A 24,343-nucleotide genomic window follows, 5' to 3' on the forward strand; every position below is an offset into this window, starting at 1 on the left:
CATGCGTATCGCAATGCTGGCGCCGATCGCATGGCGCACCCCGCCGCGCCACTATGGCCCGTGGGAACTCGTCACCAGCCTGCTGACCGAGGCGCTGGTCGCGCGCGGCGTGGACGTGACGCTGTTCGCGACGCGCGACAGCGTGACCGCCGCCACGCTCGACGGGGTCGTCCCCGCGCCGTACAACGACGATCCGTCGATCGACGCGAAGGTGTGGGAATTCCGCCACCTCGCCCATCTGTTCGATCAGGCGGACCGGTTCGACCTGATCCACAACCAGGCGGACTTCCCGGCCCATGCCTTCGCGGGGCTGGTCCGCACGCCGATCGTGACGACGATCCACGGGTTTTCGTCAGACCGCATCCTGCCGATGTATGCGCCGTACCAGGACCGGGTGCACTATGTCGCGATCAGCGATGCCGACCGTCATCCGGCATTACGCTACGCCGCGCGCATCTACCACGGCATCCCGATTGGCGATTTCCCGTTCGATCCGGTCGGCAGCGACGACCTGTTGTTCTTCGGACGCATCCACCCCGACAAGGGCGCGGCCGAGGCGATCGCCGCCGCCCGCGCGAGCGGTCGCGCGCTGCATCTCTACGGCATCGTCCAGGATGCCGGCTATCACGAACGCGAGGTTGCGCCGGCGCACGACGGCGCCACCATTTGCTATTACGGCGCCGTCGGCGGCGAAACGCGTGTACGCGCGCTCGGCCATGCCCGCGCGTTGCTGCACCTCATCAATTTCGACGAGCCCTTCGGTCTGTCGGTGATCGAAGCCATGGCCTGCGGCACACCGGTGATCGCCACCCGGCGCGGGTCGATGCCCGAGCTGATCGAACACGGCGTAACCGGCTTCCTCGTCGATGATGTCGCGGGTGCCGTCGCCGCCATCGACCGGATCGGCGAGATCGACCGCGCCGCCGTCCGCCGCGCCGTTATCGCGCGCTTTTCGGTCGAGCGGATGGCGGACGATTATCTCGCCCTGTACCGGCAGATCCTCGGTACATAGGCGCCAATTTTCCGGTCGGTGTGTGGGCTGAGCAGTCACCCGTCCTCGCGTGATCCGACCGTCCGGTTCCATGATCAAAGTTATTCGCGGCTCCCACCGCCAGCCGCGCAACCGACCCGCAAGCACGTCGTTGTTACCGGTAACTTGAGGGATGCTGCCATGACCGATACGACGAGACGCCAAGTGATGAGCGGGGCCGCAGCGCTTGGTGCCGCAGCAACCATTGCCGCACCAGCCGCTGCACAGGACGCGGCGAAACCGCGTGGCGGCAAGCAGGACCCGCGCAGCAAATACCCCAAGCCCCCCTTCAAGTCGCAGTCGCAGCCCTGGCCGGGACTCGCCAGCCGGATGGACCCGCGACCGGACCACGGTGAGACCAGCTATGTCGGCAGCGGCCGGTTGCGGGGGCGCAAAGCGCTCATCACCGGCGGTGATTCCGGCATGGGTCGCGCCGCCGCGATCGCCTATGCGCGGGAAGGCGCGGACGTCGCGATCAATTACTTGCCCGAGGAAGAGCCCGATGCGCGCGAGGTGGTCGACCTGATCCGCCGCGCCGGCCAGAAAGCTGCGCCGCTGCCCGGCGATATCCGCTCGGAGGCGTTCTGCAAGCAACTGGTCGACCGCGCGGCAAGCGCGCTGGGCGGCCTCGACATCGTGGTCTGCAACGCCGCGCGGCAGCAGTCCATCCCCTCGATCCTCGACCTCACCAGCGAGGAATTCGACCGGACGATGAAGACCAACATCTACGCGCCGTTCTGGATCATCAAGGCGGCGTTGCCGCATCTCGAACCCGGTTCGGTCATCATCGGCACCACGTCGGAGCAGGCCTACGATCCCTCGCCCGATCTTTACGCCTATGCGCAGACCAAGGCTGCGACGATGAACTATATCAAGTCGCTCGCCAAGCAACTCGGACCCAAGGGCATCCGTGTGAACGGCGTCGCACCCGGGCCGATCTGGACGCCGCTGCAAATCTCGGGCGGCGCACAACCGGGCAAGGTCGTGACGTTCGGCGCAACCGCACCGCTCGGCCGTCCCGGCCAGCCGGCGGAGCTTGCCGGCATCTACGTCCGCTTGGCCGAGGATGACGGCAGCTACACCACCGGCAATATCTACGGTGCTGGCGGCGGCCAGGGACAGCCATGAGGAGCATCGTTATGCGAACCCCCGCCATGCTTGGCGCGGCGACGCTGGTCATGTTCGCCGCTCCGGCCGGCGCGCAGGCATCGGGCTCGGCGCAGACGCGCAACTACGTCGCCGCCGCCGGCCAGTCGGATGCGTTCGAGATGCTGGAGGCGGACACGGCGCTTGCCCAGAGCAAGGACCCCAAGGTTCGCGCGTTCGCGCAGCAGATGCTGAAAGATCATGCTCAGCTCAGCCAGACACTCGGTCAGGCGGCCGCGAGCGCGGGTGTGGCGCCCCCGCCGATGATCGTAGGCGCCGATCAGGCGCCTCTGCTTGCGGCGCTGCAAAGCCTGAACGGTGCCGACTTCGACCATGCCTATTGGCAGCATCAGGCGCTCGCGCATCGCTCCGCGCTGACGGTGACGCAAGATTATGCGACGACCGGCGACAACACGTCTGTGCGTCAGGCCGCCGCGTCCGCAGTGCCGATCATCACCGCGCATCTCGCCATGGCCAAGCAGATGGAAGCGCAGTCCGGGGGACAATAAGATGTCCTGGCGAGCGCCGTTGATATGGCGCTTGGCAGGCCGGAATGCCTAGGCGATCGGCGGCGCTGCGTTCGTGCCGGTAATCTTCCTCCTCGCCACAGTAGCGGGCAAGGCGGTGCTTGCGCAGGCGTAGAGTACAGCCATCTGTCTCGCGGAACTGGGCGTACTGCTGGATGCGAGCGGCATCAGGTCGGCATGCGGCTGGACTGACCGGCATGCGTTGAAAGCCGCTGGAGACCCGACATGACAGAGACGACCGTATTGCAGCTTGGCATCCGACGATCAGCGGAGATGGCCGCACTGTTCATGATCGGCGACGGGCTGTTGGGTTTGCTGCAACCGGAACGTCATGTGGACCTCTGGAGATCCGACATCAGCGCCGTGGACGTTCTGGTGCGCCCGTTTGCCGGCCACCCTACACGCCGCCGTGCCTACGGGCTGCTACAGATCGGCGCAGGTATCCTCCTTGCATCCGCCCTGACGCGGCGGGGAAGCGATGCCGACGGCTAACTTGGGCTGACCTCCATCGTTGCCAAGGCGGGCCGCCGTTTGTAGCTGCGATTATGTACGCACGCGTCGCCCGGCCGGCCGCGCCCGCACGGTTCGCCTGCCGATCAGCGAGACGACCCGGCACCCATCACCGCATTCGCATGAAGAACGACAGCGCGCTGCGGGCGCTGTCGGCAAAACTGTCGTAGATCATGCGAGAAACCTCGGCGATGCCGGGCTGGCGGTCACGTCCACCACGCGCGAACACCGCGACCGCCACGCGGTGCCCGTCCGGCATGGTGATGAACCCGACGTCGTTGGTGACCCCGTCGAGCGTGCCGGTCTTGTCCTCGACCAGGGTACCGGCGGGAAGCAGGGCGCGGATGCGGCGCGTACCCGTTGCGCACCGGCTCATCAGGTCGAGCAGGAAGCTGCGGCTCTGCGCACTGAGGACAGTGCCGCTGCTGAGCTTGTTCAACAGCGCGACCATGGCGACGGGCGTGGCGACATCCCTGCTGTCGGCAAGATGGCCGTGTTCGCGCAGCAATTGCGCGATCGTCCGGTCTACCCGGATGCCGGTCAGCCCGTGCGAGGACAACCACTGCTGGACGACGACCGGCCCACCCACCGTGGCGAGGATCTGATCAGCCGCGTAATTGTTACTGTGCACGATCATCTGATCGAGCACTTGCGCGGCGGGGCGGCCGGAGATCATGTCGGCGAGGCTGCGTCGGCCCTGATCGACCTCGGTGAGGTAAGCGGCCGCGATGGCGAGCTTGACCGTACTCGCCATCGGGAACGGGACCTCGCCGTTGACCGCGACGATCGAGCCGTCGCGAAGATCGAGCGCGGCGATGCCGTATTCGCCGGAGCGCCCAGCCACCAGCATGCTCAGCTCGCGTTCGAGCCCGGTCAGATGTGGAGAACTTGCCGCCGCCGGTGCCGGAACGAGGAGGCTTGCCGCCATACCGGAAAGAAGCAGGCGGGAAAGCAGCGGTACGCGCATCAATCGTCCTCGAGTATTGCCCTTCAGCGACGTACTTATGATAGCTCGAAAACGTGAACACGTCATTTGCATGCCACCGAAGTGCGACCAACCGTTGGTCGCAGGCCTGTCCGACAGACAGGGCTATGCGCCCCATTATACCGAACACCGCGTGGCCATCGCACGACGATCAGAAACAGGCGCTGTCTCGTGCCGATGCCGAGCATCCGCAGTGACCGTCAGGCGCAGAGCAACGCTGGCATGCACTCGCTGCTCATCACCGGCGTCGAGGATTGCCGATGGTGAAGCACCCGCGCGATCAGAATTTGGTCGGGATGCTGGTTCGTGATCGGCGCAACGGACTTCCGCGACACCACGCGAAAGTCCGTTCAGGGCCTCTAGATGGCGATTTCGCCCTCGTCGCCGCCGTCCCAATAGCGGATCGCCTTCGCTTCGACACGGATCATCACCACGCCCGGTGTATCGATGCCTTGCGGGAAATACCGATCGAGGTCCTTGGTCCAGTGATCGGCGAAAGCCGCCTTGTCGTCGACCAGCGCTGCGGTCCCCGAGACAGTCACGAACAACGGAGGGCCGCCGAGCATGCCAGCCGCGCCGGTGTAGCTTAGCGTCACCTGCGGGTCGGCGCGCAGATCGGCTACTTTGCGCGACGAATCGTAAGCGAAGAAGTAGCTGTCGCCGCGATATTCGACATCACCGTTGTTGCTCATCGGACGAGCCGTCATGGTCCCATCCTGCGAGCGGGTCGCCATCATCGTGAAATCAAGCTTCGCCATCTTCTTGGACAGATCGTGCAGGCTGAGGTCCGACATCGGCGGCTCCTTTGGTTTGACAGGTCGGCTTGTACCGGGAAGGTATAACGTCCGGACCTGCGGATCGGGCGCATGGTTCGTCGGCAGGACGCCGGTCTCCGAGCGCCCGCAATCTCAGCCCTCGGCCGGTGCGCCCACGAAAACCGCCACCAGACAGATCAGGCCGATAACGACGAACCCGGCCCGATGCGCAAACGTGCCCGCACCACGCTTGAGCGACACGAGCACGGCGAGCAGGCATTGCATCGCGTAGAACAAGGCAAACGCCCGCGACGACAGGGCAACGACCTGGAACGGATCGGTCAGCCACACCACGAGGACGGCAAGCGCACCGGCAAGCGTGAACGCCAGCGGGACGCTGATCTTGCGGTGCGAGACCTCGTTGACCAGACCGCCCGACCCGATCGAGTCCGCGACCGCCGCGCTGAGCTGGCTCGACACCGCGCCGATCAGCACGAACACGCCGAGTGCGGGTGCGATCAACGCCATGATATCGAGAATGCCGGCAACCCCCTCGGTCGCGGCAGCGCGCGACAGGAAGGGCGTGAGCAGCGCAATGAACGCGAGGTAAATCGCCGACGCGATCCACTGTGCGTGCCGCATCGTCTTGATCCGCAGCTCGGGCGGATAGGCATGGCCGAGATAGCGTGAGGTTTCGAAACCCTGCACCGTGATAATAAGACCGAGCAGCATCGGAATACTTCCCCAGGACAGCCGCACCGGTGGCAGTTCGCCCGCCATGCCGCCCGTCGCCCAGGCGATCCCCAGCGCCACCAGCAGCCCGGCGATAATCCCGATCTTGATCGACACCGTACCGTGCGCAAGATGCTCGACGCGACGCAGGCTGCCGCCGAGCGCGAGCAACGTCATTAGTGCGATCAGGACGGTGACGATGACGTTGGCGGCGAGCGGCTCCCACGCGGGATCGATCGCGATCGGCTTCAGCGAAAACTCGGCGAGAAGTTTCAGGTAATAGGCGACCGAGACGGCGTAGGCGAGCGCTAGCACGCCTTGCGTGATCCGTGCCGTCCAGGCGATCGGATCGTTGAACGGGGCCTGCGCGAGATGGTTCTCGACATGCACGATGTTGAACCGGATCACCCAGCCTGCCGCATAGGCGATGGCGAGTAGCGCCGCCATCGCCAGCAACGCGGCGCTGCCGAACTCCCGAGCGAGCAGCGGCCCGCAGATCAGGAACCCGGAACCGATGATCGATGCAAGCGGCGTGACGGTGGCGCGCCACCCGTCGCTGCGTGCGAACCGCCCAAAGGTCAGCGCAAGCGTCACGACGAGCGCGACGATCAGGGCAATGGCGACGATCATGCGGTTTCTCCGATACAAGCGGGCCCGTCGCGCAGCCGCCTTTCCTTATCCGTGGTGGCGAACCGGTCGCACAGTTTGTCGACACACCGAAGTACCATGACGCGCGGGACATCGCCCACTGCGATGTACGTCGCGGCGCGCGTCGGGTTCGGCGGTGCAGCGCCAGGAGGCGCGGAGGTAGATAGCCTCCGGACGTTCAAGGGTTCACCGCCGCGCCCGGGATGAGCGCGAAACGCTGCCCCGCCGATGGTGTTGCGATTGGGACGATACCCTGCGCCTTGAGTAGGGTCGCGATCGCAAGTGCCCGGCGCTGCGAAAGGTTGGGCCGTGCCGGCGGTTCGCCGGACGGCAGCCCGGGAACCCCAAGCGCCGGCATGTTCCAACGCTTTGCCGCCCAGATCGAGGTGGCGACCGCGTCATGCGCGGCTGGATCGAGCGTGTCGACATTGTCGGCAAAGGCGATTTGAGGAAGCCCGGACTGCGGCGGCACGACCGATACGCTCCAGCCCGCATCTTCTGCCGCTATGCGCGTTTCGAGAACCCGGTAGGTGTCGAGCGCGGCTCCGGGCAGCGCCGCGGCCGCCGCAGTGACGCGGTGGTGATCGCGATCAATCGTCACGTCGTCAGCGGCGACGCCGGTGACGAGTTCGACCATGCGCGCAAGTGAGGCGCTGCGCTCCGTCTCCTGCTTGGCGAAGTCTCCGGCTTGACGCAGTTCCTCACGCTGCGCCTCCAGTGCACCAGCACCGGGCTCCAGCATGATCTGATCGAGGTTCAGCCTCACCGGGCGGCCAAGACGGCTGGACAACGCGCTTTGCAGTGCCGCAACCTTCTGCATGGCTGCTCGGGGTGCGATGACGACCGCGCGGATCAGCAGCGGGTCGGCGGAAAAATCCAGATCGAGCTGCGTCACCCGCGCTGTTGCGCCGAACTTGTCGTTCAGCAGCGTGCGGGTCTGCGACGTCGCCAGCGCTTCGCGTCCGATCCGGTTCAGCGAAATGCCAAGCGGCACCGCCATGATCGCGAACACCATGAAGAGGAGGACCGTCTGCGTCAGGCTCTGGCGGCGCGACAGATAGTGACCGAAGCCGTAGAACCGCGCCATCGCCGTGGCCGATAGTGCGATCGTGATGAAGTTGGTGACGAACAGCGCCAGCGCCCCTGCCCCGACGGGGAGATTATGCGTGGCGAGACCGTAACCGACCACCGCGAGCGGGGGCATCAGCGCCGTGGCGATAGCGACGCCGACGATGGTCTCGCCGCGCCCGCGTATGATCGCAAAGGTACCGGCGAGCGCCGCGAACAGCGCCACGGCGAGATCGAACAGATTGGGCCTGGTCCGCGCGACGATTTCCGCAGTCGGAGCCTGAAGCGGTGAGATCAGCACGATCAGGGCGGTAAAGATCACCGCGGCGACCGACCCGATCGCAAGCGCCTTCAACGATCGCCGAAGCTCCCGAAAATCGAACAGGGCAAGGCTGAAGCCAAAGCCGAGGATCGGGTTCATCAACGGCGAAATCAGCATCGCACCGATAACCACGGCCGGCGAGGACAGCAGCAGGCCAAGCACGGCGATGCCCGCCGACATCATGGTCATGAACGCGAACCGGGGAGACCAGCCGCTGTCTTCGACGATGCGGGCCACGACCGCTTCGTGATCGATGTCCGCGACGATGGCGCGACGCCACCAGCGATAGAGCGCCAGTTGCGCCAGTCGAGGACTGAGGTCGCCGTCGATGGCAGCTGCGTCAGGCTTCGTGGTCACCAGCGCCTCGCAACCGTCATCAACCGTCATCGCCGGAGCGCACCGAAGCACGTGCGCGCGGCGGATGGGAGCCGGCCGGCCATCCCTCGCGCTGCCGGGTACGGTCGCCGTCGGTCTCTTCGGTCTGGTCGTGGAACAGGATCTGCTGCGTCGGGAACGGCAGGTCTATGCCATTCTCCGCTGCGGCGTGCCAGATCGCCAGGATCACGCGGGCGCGCAGGTGGACGATATTGGTGCGCTTGGACTGCGACCACCACCGCGCGCGCAATGTCACCCAATTCGCATCCAGGCCCCAAGGCAGCACCTCCGGTGCGGGATCCACCTCCACGCCGTCGACCTTGGCGATCGCTTCAGTGAATATGGTGATCGCGCGATCGGGCTTGTCGCCATAGCCGATGCCGATATCGAACTGGTCGCGGCGCACCGGAAACGCGGTGTTGACGGTAACCGGCGAGGTATAGACGTCGGAATTGGGGATGATGACGCGCCGTCCGTCATAGGTCTTGATGAGGGTCGCGCGACTTTGGATGTGCTCCACCGTGCCCTCGAAATCCTTGACGACGATCTGGTCGCCGCGCCGGTAGGGCCGGTTGACGAGCAGCAGGATGCCCGCGAGCAGGTTCTGCAGGATATCCTTGAAGGCAAAGCCGATCGCGACCGAGCCGATGCCGAGGCTGGAGATGATCGTCGCCGGCTTCACGCTTGGGAAGATGATGACCGCTGCGATCATCACCGATGCGGCGACCACCAGGCCAAACGTCAAGGATGCAAGCACACCGCCGAGATCGATCAGGTTCTTATGGTGGAAGGCCCTGCGCACACCGGCCGCCACCAGCTTTCCGACAAACCACGCAAGCACTACAAAAAGCAGGCCGCCGACGATGTTGGGCAACTGCAGGAAGAAGTCGTTCGATACGACGTGCAGCTTAGCCGTGATCAGGTCGATCGGGTTTTTGGCCGGCGGTGGCGTGACAGGTTGCATGATCCGCGAACGGGTTGCCCTGTGGGTTTGTTCCGGTGCTGTCATGAACCAGCCGTCTAATCGCGACGCTCGGATGAGCTACGGATCGTGGCGCGACGGCTTGTATGGAGCTTCATCGGACATCAGCCAACCGGTGCGGGCGACGCCAGGTTGCAGGCCTGTACGTTCATCCTCTCGAATCGCGCCGATCCGCCCATCACGACACAGCTTAAAAGATCTTCAACATGCGACTGTTATAGGATGGCGATGCGGTGGCTGCGATATGGTCTTGGATGGATGTTGATCGCCGCCGCAAGCGTGCTTGGCGCCGCCGCGGTCCATCCCGATCGTCCGCATCCTCTCGCTCCGGCCCCATCTGTTTTCACGGTTGCGGCACATGATCCCTGGCGATCCGTCGCCGACCTGTTCTTCAAGGTCGCAGCGCGGGATGCTGCCATCCCCGATGCCGGATTGCCGCGCGCGGTGGCGCAGGACGGGCAAGGCTTCATCTGGCTGGCGACGGACGGCGGGCTTGCGCGTTGGGACGGGGTCGGGTTCAAGTCCTATACCACCGAACCCGGCCCGGCGACCGGCGCACTGCCCGAGCTGATGGTCAGCACGCTGTTCGCGGATCGCGGTGGGCGACTGTGGCTCGGCATGAGCGCCGAAGGCCTGTTGTGGCACGACGCCGCTACCGAGACGTTTCGCCGGCCTGCCAATCGCACCGCGCTGGATCACGCCCACGTGCAGGCGATCGATGACGACGACGCAGGCAATCTGTGGGTGGGAAGCGATCGTGGTCTCGCGGTCGTTCGTGGTCCCGACCATCACGTCACGATGGTTGCGCCAGGCAGCGCGAGCGGTCTGCCTGCTGGTACGGTCCGCGCGGTGATGGCCGACCGCCACGGTGCGCTCTGGGTGGCGAGCGGGGTACGTCTGTTCCGGCGCGAGCGGGGCAGCCGCCGCTTTACGGAAATCGCGCTCGGCCTGACGACGGGCACGATCGAATCCCTGGTCGAGGATCGGCAGGGTCGGGTGTGGGTCGCGACCGATACGTCGGGTCTGGTGGTGGTCGATCCGGCAGGCGGCTCCCGTCGCTTCGGCATCGAGCAGAATGGTCGCGCGCCGGTGGTGACGTCGATGATCGACGCCGGGGACGATCAGCTATGGGTCGGATCGCGGGACGGGGTTGTGGAAGTCGACGCTTCGTCCGGACACGTGCGGCATCTGACCCATGATCCCGCCATCCCCGGCAGCTTGCCTGAAAACGGCCTCAACCACCTGTTCCGCGACCGTTCCGGGATGATCTGGGTCGTGGGAGACGCCACGTTATCCTACGTCGATCCGGTTCCGCACCGTGTGCTCGGTCTCGTCAGCATCCTGCGTCCGCGCGCCGACATTGCCCCCGAGGCGGCATGGTCGGTCGGTGCGGCACCGGACGGCAGCATCTGGTATGGATCGGCGGATGCCCCGGCCCGACGCCTGACGCCGAACCGGAATGCGCCCGGCTCGCCGGTGCGGCAATCGACGGTGCCCGGCGCGCGGCGTGGCGTCACCGCCTTCGCCTTCACGCCGGGCGGCGGCGCGTTCACCGCGGGTGAGGACGGGCTGTTCTTCACGCCCGCGAACAGCCGCCCGCCGATCACGCTGTCGTCCGCGCGCTGGTCGCGCCTGCTGCTCGACGGCACGACGCTTTATGTCGGCGGCGATGGCGTTGGGGCGGTCGACGTGCGCCATCCGACGACGCTCATACACGTGGCATGGTCAAAGATGTTGAGCGACCCTCGCGTCCGATCGATGGCGACCACGCCGGACGGCGCCTTGTGGATCGGAACGGCGCGCGGACTCAACCGCGTCGATCTGGCGAGCGGCAACGTCACTGCGTTCCAACCCCATTCCGCCGCCGCACCGGAGTTGCAGGCCAACTACATCAGCACGTTGCTCGTCGATCATCACGGACGGTTGTGGGCGGGGACGCTGGGTGGCGGGATAACGATCTTCCAGCGCGACGGCGCAACATGGCGCTCGGTTCGTCACCTCGGCCGATCCGACGGATTGCCGCACGATACCATCGACAAGCTGCTCCGCGTGCCAGGCGCTGCGATCTGGGCAAGCACCGATGGTGGCATCGTCAGGATCGATCCCGATACGTTGACGGTCACCCCGCTCCGGGCTGCCGACGGCGTTCCCTTCGTCGCCAACTGGACCGGAGCCGGAGACGTTCTGCCCGACGGCCGGCTGGTGTTCGCCAGCTTCGGCGGACTGGCCCTGGTCGACCCGGCGGTCCCGGCGCGCCCCACCGTCGCCGCGCCGCTGCGGTTCACCGCAATCGATGCGGGCGGTCATGCCGTTCCACCGCCACAGCCCGGCGCTGTGCTGACCATCGCCTCGGCCGAACGCGGCGTAACCGCCGAATTCGCGCTGCTCGATTACGCGGGCCGGGATCAGACCTTCGCCTACCGGCTGTCGCCGCTGGAACAGGACTGGACGCGGGTCGACGCGCAGCACCGCGTGGCGCGCTACACCAATCTGCCGCCGGGCACGTCGACGCTGGTGGTGTGGGCACTTGCCCCGTCTGCGGGCGGCAGGCTGCGGCCGGTGGGCACGCCGCTGGTGCTCAAGCTGGAGGTGCAGCGCAAGTGGTTCGAGACGACCGTGTTCCGCGTCTTCGCCGTCCTCGCCCTGATTGCTGCCGTCGTCGCCCTGTTCCAGTTGCGCATGCGCGCTGCCCGCAGCCGCCAGCGGAGACTGGAACACCTTATCGCGCAGCGCACCGCCGAACTGCTCGTCAGCCAGACGGAGCTGGAAAAGCTCGCCTATACCGACACGCTCACGGGTCTCGGCAACCGGCGGCGCTATGGCGAGGTTGTCGGCCGACAACTCGCGCAGGCACGCCGGCAGCCGTTCGCCCTGCTGCTGATCGATCTCGATCGCTTCAAGCAAGTCAACGACGAACTCGGCCACGACACGGGTGACGCCTTGCTGGTCGCGGTCGCCGATCAGTTGAGCGATGCCATGCGACAGCGCGACACCATCTTCAGGCTGGGCGGTGACGAATTCGCGATCGTCGTTGCGGATGTCGCCGATGCGCACGCCGTCGGGGAGGTGTGCCGCCGCCTCTACGCCACCTTCGCGGACCCGGTTTCGGCGGGCGCGCACAGACTGCGCGTTGCGCTCAGCATCGGGGCGGTCATCGTCGACCGTGACGAGCAGGCGATGGAGGTGGTGTACCGCCGCGCGGATCAGGCGTTGTACGAAGCCAAGAACGCCGGACGCGGCACGTGGCGCATCGCGTCGCCGGCCGTACCCTGATCCGCTCATCGGCCGCCGATCCGGGTTGACTTCCCGTACCGCCACGCCGATCCCGCCATCACGGTCTGAGGGAGAGCGACATGCTGCATTTCGATCTCGTGCAGTCGATCAGCCTCTCCGGTAGCGCTGCCGTCGCCAACGACGATCGCGCCGGCGCGGGCATGCGGCTGGCGTGGGTGATCGACGGGGCGACCGATCTCGCGCCGCCCGGACTGCTAGGCGAACAGGGTGGCGCCGCGTGGATCGCCGCCATGGCAGACCGCGCGTTCGCCTCCTCGCCGGCGGCCGCGCTGCCGGACATCGTCGCGGGCGTGTTCTCCTCGCTGCTGGACGCCTTCCACCGCGCTCGCCTTCGCGAGCCGCTGGAACGGTGGGAACTACCCAGCGCCGCCTTCCTGTGCGTCGCGCTTGAGGAAACACGACTGAACGTCGCCTGGCTTGCCGACTGTGCCTGCCTGCACCTGCGTGGCGATTTGGTACGGCGCCTCGGTCCGCAGCCGAGCCCGGCCGAAACGCAGGAGGCGGAGGCGATCCGCGCCGCCGGATTCGCGCTGCTGCCGGCCCGCAGCGCGCCGACGCTCGACCACTTGCGCCGCCACCGTGCCCGCGCCGAACGGCGCATCCTTGGCGTGGAGCCGAACCATGCCGAAGCGGTCCACTATGATGCGGTCGTCGTCGCGCCCGGCGACGAACTGGTGCTGATGACCGACGGCCTCGCCGCGCTGATCGACGATTACGGCCTGCCGGCGGATGACTTCGCCCGCGCGCTGCGCCGCGATGGTTTGCACGGTCTCGCGACCCGGCTGCGTGCGATCGAGGGGGACGACCCTGATGGTACCCGGTTCGCCCGCTTCAAGCCGTCCGACGACGCGACCGGCCTGTGGCTGAGCATCGCCGGAGCGCCCTAAGCCGCCGCCGCGATCACCGCATCGCCGACCGCCGGGCGCAGCGTGAAGATGCCGCTGTCGCGGTGGCGGGTCGGGTGGACGCGATTGGTAAGCAACGTCCAGGCAAGCCCCCGCTCCGGATCGATCCACAGGCCGGTGCCGGTGAAGCCGGTATGCCCGATGGTGGCGGGCGAGCAGCGCTGACCACCCGACCAGTCGGCATGGCGAACCTCCCAGCCGCAGGTGCGCGGGCCGTTCACCGGCGTCAGGATTGCGCCAAGCGCCGCGGGTGACAGGCCGCTGCCGTCCAGCACCCGCTGCGCGAAGCCGAGCACCCCCGCGACGGTGCCGAACAGCCCGGCATGTCCGGTCGCCCCGCCCATCGCCGCGCAATTCTCGTCATGCACTTCGCCCTTCAGCACACGCCCGCGCCAGGCGCACCGCTCGGTCGCGACCGCAGGCCCTGGCGGCGGCCCGAAGGAGAGATCCGGCCCCAGCGGCCAGTCTGCCAGCGAAGCACCGGTGATCCGTTCGATCGCGATGCCGAGCAGGATAAAGTTGATGTCCGAATAGACCGCCGGCCCATGCCGCCATTCGCGTTGCAGCACGAACGCGCGCAGCCGCGCGGGATCATCGCCATAGGTGTAGATCGGCTCCACCGCCGGCAGGAAGGTGCGGTGGACCAGACAGTCGCGGAACGTCAGCCGCCGCTCGGCCGCGTTTGCGACGTCATACTGGCGCAGGTCGGGGATCGCGTCGGTCAGCGGCCGGTCGAGGTCGATGCGACCCTGATCGGCGAGCGTGAGGATCATGCTGGTGGTCGCGATCACCTTGGATACGGACGCGAGATCGAACCAGTGCGCCGCCGTCAGCGGCTCCGCTTCCGGCTCTTTCTGCGCCAGCCCCGCCGTCCGCGTGGCGATGTGGCCGTCGCGGGTGACCACGCCCAGCGTCGCGCCGGGGATCTGCCCGGCGGCAACGGCGGCGGCGGCAGGCGCAAAGGCGGCATCGATGTCGATCATGGTGTCTCCTCGTCGCGCGGCCGGACGCCGGCGATCACCGGCAGGAACAGTACCGCCGCCAGGCTAAGCGCGCCGGACAGCCAGAAGAAGCCGTCATAGCCAATGCTCTTGACGATATCGCCGCCGGCACCTTGCAGCAGCCGTGGCAGCAGGAACGCGAAGCCGGACAGGAACGCATATTGTGCGCCCGCGTAGCGCGGGTTCACCAGCAGCGACAGGTAGACGACGAAGATCGCGCCTTCCATGCCGTGCGCGAATTGGTCGACGGCGGTGGCTGTATAGATCGCCACCGGGTTGGGCGGCACATGCCACAGCCACACGAAGATCCAGTTGCCGAGCGCAGATCCGATCGCGCCCAGCGCGAGCGCGCGGCTCATGCGCAGCCGCACCGCCAGCGCCGCGCCGACCACCACGCCCGCCATGCTCGACGGCGTCGTCACGAACCCGTCGGCGATCCCCATGGTGGTAAGATCATAGTGCGCGGCGATTTCGAGCGGCTTGACGCCCCAAAGGGTCAGCACGTCCCCCATCCGGTAGAAGGTGACGAAGCCGAGCAGCGGCAGCACCCGGTAGCCGAACCGCCAGAAGATGTTGACGTACGGCCCCAGCCAGGTGGAACGCCGCGCCCAGGCCGTCGCCGGCAACCGCACGATCTTCGGCAGCGCGATCGCCATCAGCACGAATGGCACCAGGCACAGCAACAGCACCGCGACGGTGGCGTTGCTCTTCGCGGTGACGCCGGCGGCGGTGGCGAGATGCAGCGCGACCCAGCCGAGCGCACCGAACACGACCAGCGTTCCGGCCAGCAACACCACCACCGCCGCCAGCCCCGCCGCCAGCGCGCCCGCGCGCTGGCGGGCGTCACGCGCGGCCGGCGTGAGGCCGAGCAGCAAGGGCAGCGGCAACGCCGCGAGCAGCGCGACGGCGAGGTAGCTCCACACCCAGCCGGCGCGATCCGCCACCGTCAGCCCGACCAGCGACGAGGCGGCCATGGCGGTGCGGTACCCCCACAGGTTCGCGGCGGCGAGCGGCCCCTGCTCCGCCGCGGTTGGCGCGAGTTCGATGCGCCAGCCGTCGGCGGCCACCTCCAGCGTCGTCGTCCAGAAGGCGAGCAGCACCGCGAGCAGCGCGACCAGCGGCAGGTTGGTATCGGCGGAGGTGTAGGCCATCGCCACCATCGCCGCGACGATCCCGATCTGCGCGGTGATGATCCAGCCCATGCGCTTGCCGTAGAGCCGCGACAGGCCCGGCACGGGAAAGGCATCGAGCAGCGGTGCCCAGGCGAACTTGAAGGTGGGCAGCAGCGCCACCCACCCGAAGAAGCCGATCAGGACAATATCCAGCCCATGTTTCGCCAGCCGCGCCGACAGCACGGTCGAGAACATGTAGAACGGCAACCCCGCCGAAAACCCGAGCAGGACGAAGATCGCCATCAGCCGCCGAGCCGGGCGCGGCGGGGCGTCGGCGGGCGCGGCGACCGTCACAACCATCGGCCCGCGCTAGCGCGCACCACGGTCCGTGGCGTCGTCCGCCGGCAGGTTCGCCATCGATGCGGCCACCGCCTGTGCGCGGTCCAGCACGCGCAGGATGTTGCCGCTGGTCAGCTTGGCGAGGTCGGCGTCGCTCCAGCCCCGGCGGGCGAGTTCCGCGATCACCTTGGGATAGCCGTCGACACCGTTCATCCCTTCGGGCGCGGTACCGTCGATCCCGTCGAAATCCCCGCCGAGCCCGACATGGTCGTGCCCAGCGACTTTGGCGACATGCTCGATATGATCGGCCACCGTCGCCACCGTGACATGCGGCATCGGGTGCGTCCGGTCCCATTCGACCAGCGGCGCGGCGGCGCGCGGGCCGTACACGTCGCCCGGCACGCCGAGGGTTTTGGCATAGGCGGTACGCGCCACGTCCCATTGCTTCCACGCGTTGGACAGGAACGCCGGGTAGAAGTTTACCATCACCACACCCCCGTTCGCGCCGATCGCGGCGAGCAGATCGTCGGGGATGTTGCGCGGCACGCCCGCCAGTGCACGGGCGGAGGAGTGCGAGGCGATCACCGGCGCCTTCGATACCGCGAGCGCGGCGCGCATCGTCGTATCCGCGATGTGGCTGACGTCGACCAGCATGCCGATCCGGTTCATCTCGGCGACCACGCGCTTGCCGAACGGCGACAGCCCGCCCGCCACCGCATCGTCGGTGGAGGAATCCGCCCAGTCGAGGCTGCGCGTGTGGGTGAGCGTCATATAGGCGACGCCGAGCGCGCGGTAGTCGCGCAACACCGACAGCCGCCCGTCGATCTGGTGGCCGCCCTCCACCCCGATCAGGCTGGCGGTGCGACCGCTCGCCGCGATCCGCCGCACGTCGGCGGCGGTAGTGGCGAGCGCGAGGCGATCCGGATTGGCCGCGACCAGCCGACGCACCACGTCGATCTGCTCCAGCGTCATCTCGACCGCCTTGGGGCCGGTCACGTCCGCCGGGATCCACACCGACCAGAATTGCCCGCCGACATGGCCGGCTTTCAACCGCGCGAGATCGGTCTGGAGCGGGCGCGGCAGGTCCGCGCCATTCTCCCGCACAACCGCGACCCGACCGCCATTGTAGTGCGCGATCTCCCAGGCGAGATCGTTGTGCCCGTCCACCACCGGCGCGCGGGCGAGCACGCGTTCGGCACGCGCCACGTCGGCCTGCCCCGGCGCTGGCTCCGTCTGCGCCGCCACCGGCGCGGCGAGCGCCAGCGTGGCGAATAGCAGTTGCCTCATCGCGTCTGCACGCGAATGCCGACGCGGAAGGCCCGCCCGAGCAGGTCGGAATAGGTGCTGTTCGCGGCGAGCCCGGTCTCCGGCACGAGCAGCGGCGCGCGGTTGAACACGTTGGTGACGTTGACGAAGAATTGCGCCTGCACCTTGTCGGCGACGGTCACGTTCTGCGTCACGTTCACGTCGGCGTAGAACAGCCCCGAGACCTGATTGTTGTCATAGGTCGGCGCGTTCGTGGTCGAAAGCGGACAGCTCGTCTGGCACTCGATGCCCGTGCTCGCGTACCGCCCCGCGCTGACGCCGCGGCCGACCACGGTGATCGAGGTGGTCGGCAGGTCGAGCGTCGCGCTGCCCCGGAAGATCCAGGTCGGCGTCGTCGACTGCCCCCCGTTCACGCCCACCGTATTGACGACGACCGCACCCTGCACGCCGGTGTCGAGAATGTTGTCGAGATACCGTGTCGCCTCGCCGCGCAGGGTCAGCACGGTCTTGCCGGAAAGCGGCAGGCGGTAGCTGGTGTCGAAATCGATGCCGCGCGCAAGCTGGTTGGCGGCATTGAACGGCTGGGTGCGGATCAGCAGGTAGGGCTGGCCTGGCGTTGAGCGGGACTCATCCCGGGTGATCGCATCGCAGAACTGCTGCTGCCCCAGGCTGCACAGATTTTCGATGTCCTGTGCGCTGAAGCTGGTGATGCCCTGCGCGATCTTGATCCGCCAATAATCGATCGAGGCGTTGAACCCCTTCAGGAAGCGCGGCGAAATTACCGCGCCGATCGTCCAGGAATTCGCGATTTCCGGCCGCAGGTTCGGGTTGCCGGTCGCGATCCCCGAATAGCTGTAGCTGGCGGGACCATGGGTGCCATCGGCGGTGAACAGCGGGTTGCGCACCGCATCGCTGTTGGCCGAGCCCGCCTGATACAATTCGTTCAAATTGGGCGCGCGGATGTCGCGGGAGCGCACCACGCGGAAGCGGATGTCCGGGATCGGCTGCCACGTTCCGCCCAGCTTCCACGTCGCGACGCTGCCCGAGGTCGAGTAGTCCGTGCCACGCACCGCGCCGTTGAACTCCAGCCCGAGGCCGAGCGGCACCACCGTTTCGAGATACGCTTCCTTGACGTTGTAGCGGCCGTTGGTGGGCAGGTAGTTGCCGACCGACCAGGTGTTGGTCACGGTCGGCCGGCCTTGCGCGTTGACGGTCGAAACCGGCTGGAACTGCTGCGGCACGTACCCGCGGATACTCTCCTCGCGCCATTCGCCGCCGATCGCGACGCTGACGTCCCCCGCCCAGGTGCGGAACGGCGAGGCGCGCAGGTTGAGGCCCGCCGTCTTCTGCTCGGTCGTCTCGTCGCGGTACGGCGCGCCCAGCACATAGGCGATCGCCGCTGGATCGGCCACGCCGATGCCGAGCCGGTTGAGCGGCACGCACGCCTTGTCGTCATTGGCGGTGCCCGCATCGACGTTGATGGCGCACTGGATCGATCCCGCCGCATAGCCGCCGGGATTGCCGGCCGGTGCGGTGACGGCGGCAGTCGCGTTGGCGATGCGCGCGATGTTCTGGACGTTGCGGAGCTGCTCGCGCAGGTCGGCGCGGCCATATTGCCCGTAAACGTCCCACGCCACCGATTTGCCGAACAGGTCGAACTTGCCGTCGGCGCCGATCTGATACCGCTGCACCGCGCGGCGGTTATCGACGATCCGGTACGGCAGATCGACCGAGGTGGTCGCCAGCGTCACGCTGCTGATGCCGGCCAGCCGCGAAGCGCCGAGCGCCGCGACAAGGTACGGGTTGGTCGCGGCGATGGTCAGGCCGGTCTGGAGGTTCGGGCCGGCGTTGAACAGGATGTGCTGCCGGTTGTACGACGCCTCCGCATACACTTCGACCTGATCGGCCACGTCGTAGCTCACCCGCCCGAACACGCCGTAGCGATCGTCCTGCGGGTCGAGGCCGATATTGCGACCCGAATCGTTGACCTGCCAGCTTCCGCCCTGCGTCAGCGTGGGCGCGGCGCTGCCGGTCGGCGACGGGAAGGTCAGCCCGCCATATTGGAACTGCTGCGGCTGGCCGCCCGACGTGAAGTAGATGCCGCGCAGGCTGTTCGCAGCGATGCCGCGTCCGGCAATCGGTGTGCTGCCGGTGATGAGGCCGCCGGGCGCGGAGTTGGCCGCGCCGATCTGCCGCTGCGTGGTGATGAACTGCGGCGTGGTGCTGTTCGCGGTCCAGTTCGGGTCCTGGATGCGGACATAGCCGGTCGCGTTCCAGTCGCGATCGACCTGGAAAATGCCGTCGCGGTGCGCGTATTCGCCCTCCACCTCGATATGGCCGCGACCATCCGCGAAGCCGGTACCCGCCGTCAGCGTCGCCGAATAATTGTGGCCGTCGCCATATTGGGTGATGCCCTGATCGGCGGTGACGCGGAACCCGTCGAACTTCTTGTCGAGGATGAAATTGACGACGCCCGCCACCGCGTCCGACCCATAAGCGGCGGATGCGCCCCCGGTGACGACCTCGACGCTTTTCACCAGCCCCTGCGGGATGGTGTTGACGTCGACCAGCCCAGTAATCGTCGAGCCAACCGAGCGGTGGCCATCGACCAGCACCAGCGTGCGGATCTCGCCAAGGTTGCGCAGGTTGAGCGCATTGATGCCGGCCTGACCGCTCGACAGGTTGAGGCGCGAGTTCGACGGGCGGGTCGATCCCGCCAGCGCGGGCTGCTGGTTGACGAAATCGGCGATATTGTTCGACGGCGACTGGTTCTGGATTTCGGCCTGGGTCAGCACCGTCAGCGGGGACGGCGACTGGAAACCGTCACGTGCCACGCGCGATCCGGTGACGGTAACCTCCTGCGCTTCGTCACCGGTCTGATTTTCCGTCTGGAGGTCCGCACGGTTCGACGGTGCAGCCTCTTGCCCCGACGCGCCCGCCACGGGGGGCGTGGTCGTCTGCCCCGCAGCGGGAACAGCCGACGCGCCCGCCAGCACCAAGGCCGCGAGGCTGCACCCGACCGTCATCGCCATCCGGCGCCGGGCCTGATCCGAAGTCGTCATATCTGTTCCTTCCCTGACCGGTCCCGCAGCCGTGGCGCGTTTCTCGACGCTTTCCATCACCTGTGAACTTCGGCTGTTGTACCCCCGACCTCTGTGGGTCAGTTCCACCTGCTTCAATGCGGGAGGTTGAGCGGTCTTGTGCGAGGGCGTCAAGAGCCGGATAGTCACTCCCCCATAGCCTGCCTCTATGGGCGGCATGCCATAACTTATCGCTATGCCTTAGCCAGTGCTATTCATGCCCCCGCACCGCAGCACGCGGCTAGCCTTACGGCTTCGCGTGAGCCAGGAAAGCCCCATGATGATTGACCGCCGATCCTTTCTGCTGCGTTCGGTCGCAGTCGCCGCGCTCGCCGCCGGCCCGGCCTGCCACGCGGCAGAGGCAGGCGTGCGACGGACGGGCGTGCGCGGGCTGACATCGGCGATCGAGATCGTGGACGATGTCTACGGCGTGCCGCATATCCGCGCGCAGTCGATCCCCGATGCGTTCTTCGGGCAAGGCTATGTCGTCGCACGCGACCGGCTGTTCCAGATCGATTTCGGGCATCGCCGCGAACTCGGCCGCATGGCGGAGGCATTCGGCGCGGAGTTCGTGGCGCATGACGCGCAGGCCCGGCTGTTCCATTATCGCGGCGATCTCGATGCGGAACTCGCCCGCGTGCCCGCCGATGTGCTCGCCTGCGGCCGCGCGTACATCGCCGGCATCAACGCGCGCATCGACGAGGTGACGGCGGACCCGACGCTGCTGCCGCTGGAGTACCGTATCCTCGGCGTCGCGCCGATCCGCTGGGATATCCGCGACATGGTGCTGGCGCGCGGTGCGGCGTCAGGCAACACCGACGACGAGGTCCGCCGTGCGCAACTCGCAGCGCTCGGGCTGCTCGATCTCGACGCCGTGATCGCCCCCTTGATGCCCGCCCACCCGCTCAGCGTGCCGGACGGGCTCGACGTGTCGAAGGTGTCGGACGACGATCTCGGCGTACTGAGGCTCGGGCGGCTGCCGTTCGGGCCGAACACGCCCGTCACCGATCCCGACGAGCGCTCCGGCCGACTGGAGCGCGCCAATGCCGGCAGCAACGCCTGGACCGTCGCGCCGTCGCGTACGGCGAGCGGGCGGCCGATCCTCGCCAACGATCCGCATCTCGGCATCGGCGGGTTCGGTCCGCGCCATGTCGCGCACCTCATGGCGCCCGGACTGGACGTGATCGGCGGCGGCGCGCCGGGGCTTGCCGGGATCATGCAGGGCCATACCGACCATTTCGCGTTCGGTCGCACCAACTTCCATATCGATCAGGAGGATTTGTTCGTCCTCGAACTGCACCCGAGCGACCCCGAACGCTACCGGCATGCAGGACGCTGGGAACGCTTCACCCGCGTCGAGATCAGCATTCCGGTCAAGGATGCCGCACCGCATACCGAGGTGCTACGCTACGCGGTGCAAGGCCCGGTCGTGTCGCACGATCCCGCCCGACGCCGCGCCACCGCGATCGCCTCGATCGCGATGCAACCGGGCGGCGGCGGATCGTTCGCGATGATTGCGATCAACCTCGCGCGGGACTGGGCCGGGTTGCAGGAGGCTTTCAAAATCCACCCTTCGCCCACCAACTTCCATTATGCGGACACGGCGGGCAACACCGGCTGGCAGGTTATCGGCTTCATGCCGGTGCGCAAGCGTGGCGAAGGGCTGATGCCGGTGCCCGGCGACGGTCGCTACGACTGGACGGGGATGCGCGACCACCGCGCGCTGCCACACGAATACAATCCGGCGAAGGGCTGGTTCGCCTCCGCCAATCAGGACAATCTGCCGCCGGATTGGCCCGCCGACCGCATACCCGCATTCGATTTCCGCGACCCCTATCGCTACCAACGCGTTGCCGACGTCCTCTCGCACCAGAACCACCACACGCTTGCCGACAGCGTTGCGCTTCAGCACGACACGCTCTCCACGCCCGCGCGCCAGCTCGTCGCTTTGCTGCCTGCGGCCGCTTCCGACGCGGCGCGCCCGGCGGTGACGATGCTGCGCGGCTGGGACTGTCGCCTCGACGCGGCGAGCGGCGCGGCGGCATTGTTCGAGATTTTGTGGCGCGAGCTTGGCCACCGGATGCTTGACCTGATCGTGCCCGAGCGGGCGAAGGCAATCGTGACGTCGATCGGGCCATCGGTGCTGCTCGGCCTGCTCGCCCACCCCGACGCACGGCTCGGCGCCGACCCGGCTGCCGCGCGCGATGCGATGTTCGATGCCGCCCTCGTCGCCGCATGGCGCTCGGCCCAGGCGCAGCTCGGCACGGATCCGGCGCAGTGGCGCTGGGGCACGCTGCATACCTTGCGCATCCAGCACCCGCTCGCGCGCATCCCCGCGATCGCCGCCGCCTTTCCGCCGATCGAGGTCGGTCCGACCGGCGGCGACAGCTATACCGTGCAGGCGCGCTGGCTCGGCAACGGTCCCGGCTGGTCGGCGGGAGGCGGCGCGAGCTACCTGCAGGTGATCGACGTAGGGGCATGGGACAATTCGCTGATGCTCAACCTGCCCGGCCAGTCGAACGACCCGCGCTCGCCGCATTATCAGGATCAGGTCGCGACGTGGAGCGTCGGCCAGCTTCAGCCGATGCTGTACAGCCGCGCCGCCGTCGCGGCGCACGCGGTCGCCCGCCTCACCCTCACCCCTGAAGGATCCCGACCATGACACGCCTGCCCATTCTCGCCGCGCTGCTGCTGGTCGGTGCTGCGCCGTCTACGCTGGCGAAGGTCGATGTCGTGATCCGGGGTGGCACGATCTACACCGGCGCGCAGACCCCGCCGATGACCGGACAGGTCGAGATCGCGGGCGACCGCATCGTCTATGTCGGCCCGGCCCGACGCACCGCCGCTGCGAGCGTGATCGACGCAACCGGCAAGATCGTCGCGCCCGGCCTGATTGACGCGCATACCCACCCGGACACGTACATTCGCTCCAAGGATGCCAAGGCCCGGCTCAACCTGCCGTGGCTCGCGCAGGGCGTATCGACCGTCATCACCGGCGTTGACGGTGGCGGCACACCCGACGTGGCGGCGGATGCGCAGACGCTGCAAGCGAGCGGGATCGGTACCAACGTCGTCCCGTTCGTCGGTTTCGGCGCGATCCGCCAGCGCGTGCTGGGCGAGGCCGATCGTGCCCCCAACCCCGCCGAACTGGCGCAGGAAAAGGCGCTCGCCGCCAAGGGCATGTGCGAAGGCGCGCTGGGCCTGTCTACGGGTCTGTTCTACGCCCCGCAAAGCTACGCCACCACCGACGAAGTCGCGGCCGTCGCCGCCGAAGCCGGCAAGCGCGGCGGGCTATACGACACGCACCAGCGCGACGAATCGGATTACACGATCGGCCTGATCGCCAGCACCAAGGAAGCGATCGAGATCGGCCAGCGCGCGCACATGCCGGTCCATATCGCGCACTTGAAGGCGCTCGGCGTCGATCTGCAAGGCCATGCCCCCGAGCTGATCGCCACCATCGAGGCCGCGCGGGCCGCCGGACAGGACGTGACGGCGGATCAATATCCCTGGCTTGCCTCCGGCTCCAGCGTGGATGCGTCGCTGGTGCCGCGCTGGGCGGTTGCGGGTGGTTACAAGGCGATGCTCGCGCGGTTTGCGGACGCCCCGACGCTTGCCCGAATCAAGACCGAGATGACCGAGAACCTGCGCCGTCGCGGCGGCGCGGAGTCGCTGCTGCTCACCTCCGAGGGCGTACCGTGGACCGGCCGCACGCTCGCACAGATGGCGACGCAGTGGCATGTCTCCCCGATCGACGCCGCGATCCGCATCCTCGAGACGCCGGACGCAGCAGGCACCGGCCCCTCCGGCGTCGGCGTTGCCAGCTTCAACATGGCGGACCGCGACGTCGATCTCATCATGAAGCAGCCGTGGGTGGTGACCAGTTCGGACGGGTCGGACGGCCACCCGCGCCAATATGCGACCATGCCGCAGAAATACCGGGTGTACGTGCAGCAGCGTAAGGTCATTACGCCGGCCGAATTCATTCGCCGGTCGAGCGGGCTGACGGCGGACATCTACCGGATCGACCATCGCGGCTATCTGCGCCCCGGCTATTATGCCGACGTGGTGGTGATCGACCCCGCCCGCTACGCGCCGCGCGCCGATTATATCCACCCGCGCGTGACGAGCGTCGGGGTGACAGCGCTGTTCGTCAACGGCAAGCTCGCGTTGCGGGACAGCGCCGCGACCGGCGTCGCGGCGGGTCGCGTGCTGCTCCGCCCGCGCCCCGCCGGCTGCGGGGCATAGCCGGCGGTTATGACCTGC

Annotated in this window: 17 protein-coding genes; 8 read left to right on the forward strand and 9 right to left on the reverse strand. The window is 67.5% G+C overall.

Translation table 11 applies throughout. From position 1 onward, the window contains the following. Position 1: 1 nt before the first annotated feature. From L8F97_RS19250 to L8F97_RS19265, 4 genes are all read left to right on the forward strand, one after another. Entirely contained in the window at positions 2-1,012 is a 1,011-nt protein-coding gene (locus L8F97_RS19250; RefSeq protein WP_242153921.1) for a glycosyltransferase family 4 protein, read from the forward strand. A 159-nt stretch (positions 1,013-1,171) separates the two neighbouring features. Further along, positions 1,172-2,158 carry an SDR family oxidoreductase gene (locus L8F97_RS19255; RefSeq protein ID WP_242153922.1) on the forward strand — a complete coding sequence of 329 codons (987 nt, stop codon included), beginning with the start codon at positions 1,172-1,174 and terminating at the stop codon, positions 2,156-2,158. An 11-nt stretch (positions 2,159-2,169) separates the two neighbouring features. Beyond that, the gene (locus tag L8F97_RS19260; protein WP_242153924.1) at positions 2,170-2,685 is read left to right on the forward strand and encodes a DUF4142 domain-containing protein; all 516 of its coding nucleotides are present in this window, start codon (positions 2,170-2,172) and stop codon (positions 2,683-2,685) included. 243 nt (positions 2,686-2,928) lie between these two features. Then, positions 2,929-3,195: a hypothetical protein gene (locus tag L8F97_RS19265; protein WP_242153926.1), complete on the forward strand. Its 267-nt coding sequence runs from the start codon at positions 2,929-2,931 to the stop codon at positions 3,193-3,195. 127 nt (positions 3,196-3,322) lie between these two features. Here the strand turns inward: L8F97_RS19265 and L8F97_RS19270 are convergent, their stop codons facing one another. From L8F97_RS19270 to L8F97_RS19290, 5 genes are all read right to left on the reverse strand, one after another. After that, positions 3,323-4,180: a serine hydrolase gene (locus L8F97_RS19270; protein ID WP_242153928.1), complete on the reverse strand. Its 858-nt coding sequence runs from the start codon at positions 4,178-4,180 to the stop codon at positions 3,323-3,325. A 377-nt stretch (positions 4,181-4,557) separates the two neighbouring features. Then, positions 4,558-4,992 carry a pyridoxamine 5'-phosphate oxidase family protein gene (locus tag L8F97_RS19275; protein WP_242153930.1) on the reverse strand — a complete coding sequence of 145 codons (435 nt, stop codon included), beginning with the start codon at positions 4,990-4,992 and terminating at the stop codon, positions 4,558-4,560. 114 nt (positions 4,993-5,106) lie between these two features. Continuing rightward, positions 5,107-6,315: a hypothetical protein gene (locus L8F97_RS19280; RefSeq protein ID WP_242153932.1), complete on the reverse strand. Its 1,209-nt coding sequence runs from the start codon at positions 6,313-6,315 to the stop codon at positions 5,107-5,109. 196 nt (positions 6,316-6,511) lie between these two features. Beyond that, positions 6,512-8,110 carry a DUF389 domain-containing protein gene (locus L8F97_RS19285; protein ID WP_409929064.1) on the reverse strand — a complete coding sequence of 533 codons (1,599 nt, stop codon included), beginning with the start codon at positions 8,108-8,110 and terminating at the stop codon, positions 6,512-6,514. After that, a complete protein-coding gene (locus tag L8F97_RS19290; protein ID WP_242153936.1) occupies positions 8,100-9,062 on the reverse strand; it encodes a mechanosensitive ion channel family protein in 963 nt (320 codons plus the stop codon). Before L8F97_RS19290 ends, L8F97_RS19285 begins: the two co-directional genes overlap by 11 nt. A gap of 246 nt (positions 9,063-9,308) precedes the next feature. Between L8F97_RS19290 and L8F97_RS19295 the strand changes: the two genes are divergently transcribed. Further along, complete coding sequence (locus L8F97_RS19295; RefSeq protein WP_242153938.1) at positions 9,309-12,353, forward strand: ligand-binding sensor domain-containing diguanylate cyclase; 3,045 nt, start codon at positions 9,309-9,311, stop codon at positions 12,351-12,353. A gap of 80 nt (positions 12,354-12,433) precedes the next feature. Next, a complete protein-coding gene (locus L8F97_RS19300; protein ID WP_242153941.1) occupies positions 12,434-13,261 on the forward strand; it encodes a protein phosphatase 2C domain-containing protein in 828 nt (275 codons plus the stop codon). On the opposite strand, the gene L8F97_RS19305 is transcribed toward L8F97_RS19300, so the two are convergent. Genes L8F97_RS19305 through L8F97_RS19320 form a run of 4 tightly spaced genes read right to left on the reverse strand, consistent with a single transcriptional unit; the run spans position 13,258 to position 20,059 of the window. Continuing rightward, positions 13,258-14,262 (reverse strand): serine hydrolase domain-containing protein, encoded by a 1,005-nt coding sequence (locus tag L8F97_RS19305; RefSeq protein WP_242153943.1) that lies wholly within the window; start codon positions 14,260-14,262, stop codon positions 13,258-13,260. The genes L8F97_RS19300 and L8F97_RS19305 overlap by 4 nt on opposite strands. Continuing rightward, the gene (locus tag L8F97_RS19310) at positions 14,259-15,752 is read right to left on the reverse strand and encodes a permease (protein ID WP_242153945.1); all 1,494 of its coding nucleotides are present in this window, start codon (positions 15,750-15,752) and stop codon (positions 14,259-14,261) included. Before L8F97_RS19310 ends, L8F97_RS19305 begins: the two co-directional genes overlap by 4 nt. 9 nt (positions 15,753-15,761) lie before the next feature. Then, positions 15,762-17,018 (reverse strand): dipeptidase, encoded by a 1,257-nt coding sequence (locus L8F97_RS19315; protein ID WP_242153947.1) that lies wholly within the window; start codon positions 17,016-17,018, stop codon positions 15,762-15,764. Then, positions 17,015-20,059, reverse strand: a complete 3,045-nt coding sequence (locus L8F97_RS19320; protein ID WP_242153949.1) for a TonB-dependent receptor plug domain-containing protein — start codon at positions 20,057-20,059, stop codon at positions 17,015-17,017. The genes L8F97_RS19315 and L8F97_RS19320 overlap by 4 nt, the downstream gene beginning before the upstream one ends. Positions 20,060-20,357: 298 nt before the next feature. Between L8F97_RS19320 and L8F97_RS19325 the strand changes: the two genes are divergently transcribed. Further along, positions 20,358-22,739 carry a penicillin acylase family protein gene (locus tag L8F97_RS19325; protein WP_242153981.1) on the forward strand — a complete coding sequence of 794 codons (2,382 nt, stop codon included), beginning with the start codon at positions 20,358-20,360 and terminating at the stop codon, positions 22,737-22,739. Next, complete coding sequence (locus L8F97_RS19330; protein WP_242153951.1) at positions 22,736-24,325, forward strand: N-acyl-D-amino-acid deacylase family protein; 1,590 nt, start codon at positions 22,736-22,738, stop codon at positions 24,323-24,325. Before L8F97_RS19325 ends, L8F97_RS19330 begins: the two co-directional genes overlap by 4 nt. The last annotated feature ends 18 nt before the right edge of the window (positions 24,326-24,343 follow it).

Origin of the sequence: Sphingomonas sp. BAUL-RG-20F-R05-02, assembly GCF_022662305.1 — a bacterium.
GTDB lineage: Bacteria > Pseudomonadota > Alphaproteobacteria > Sphingomonadales > Sphingomonadaceae > Sphingomonas.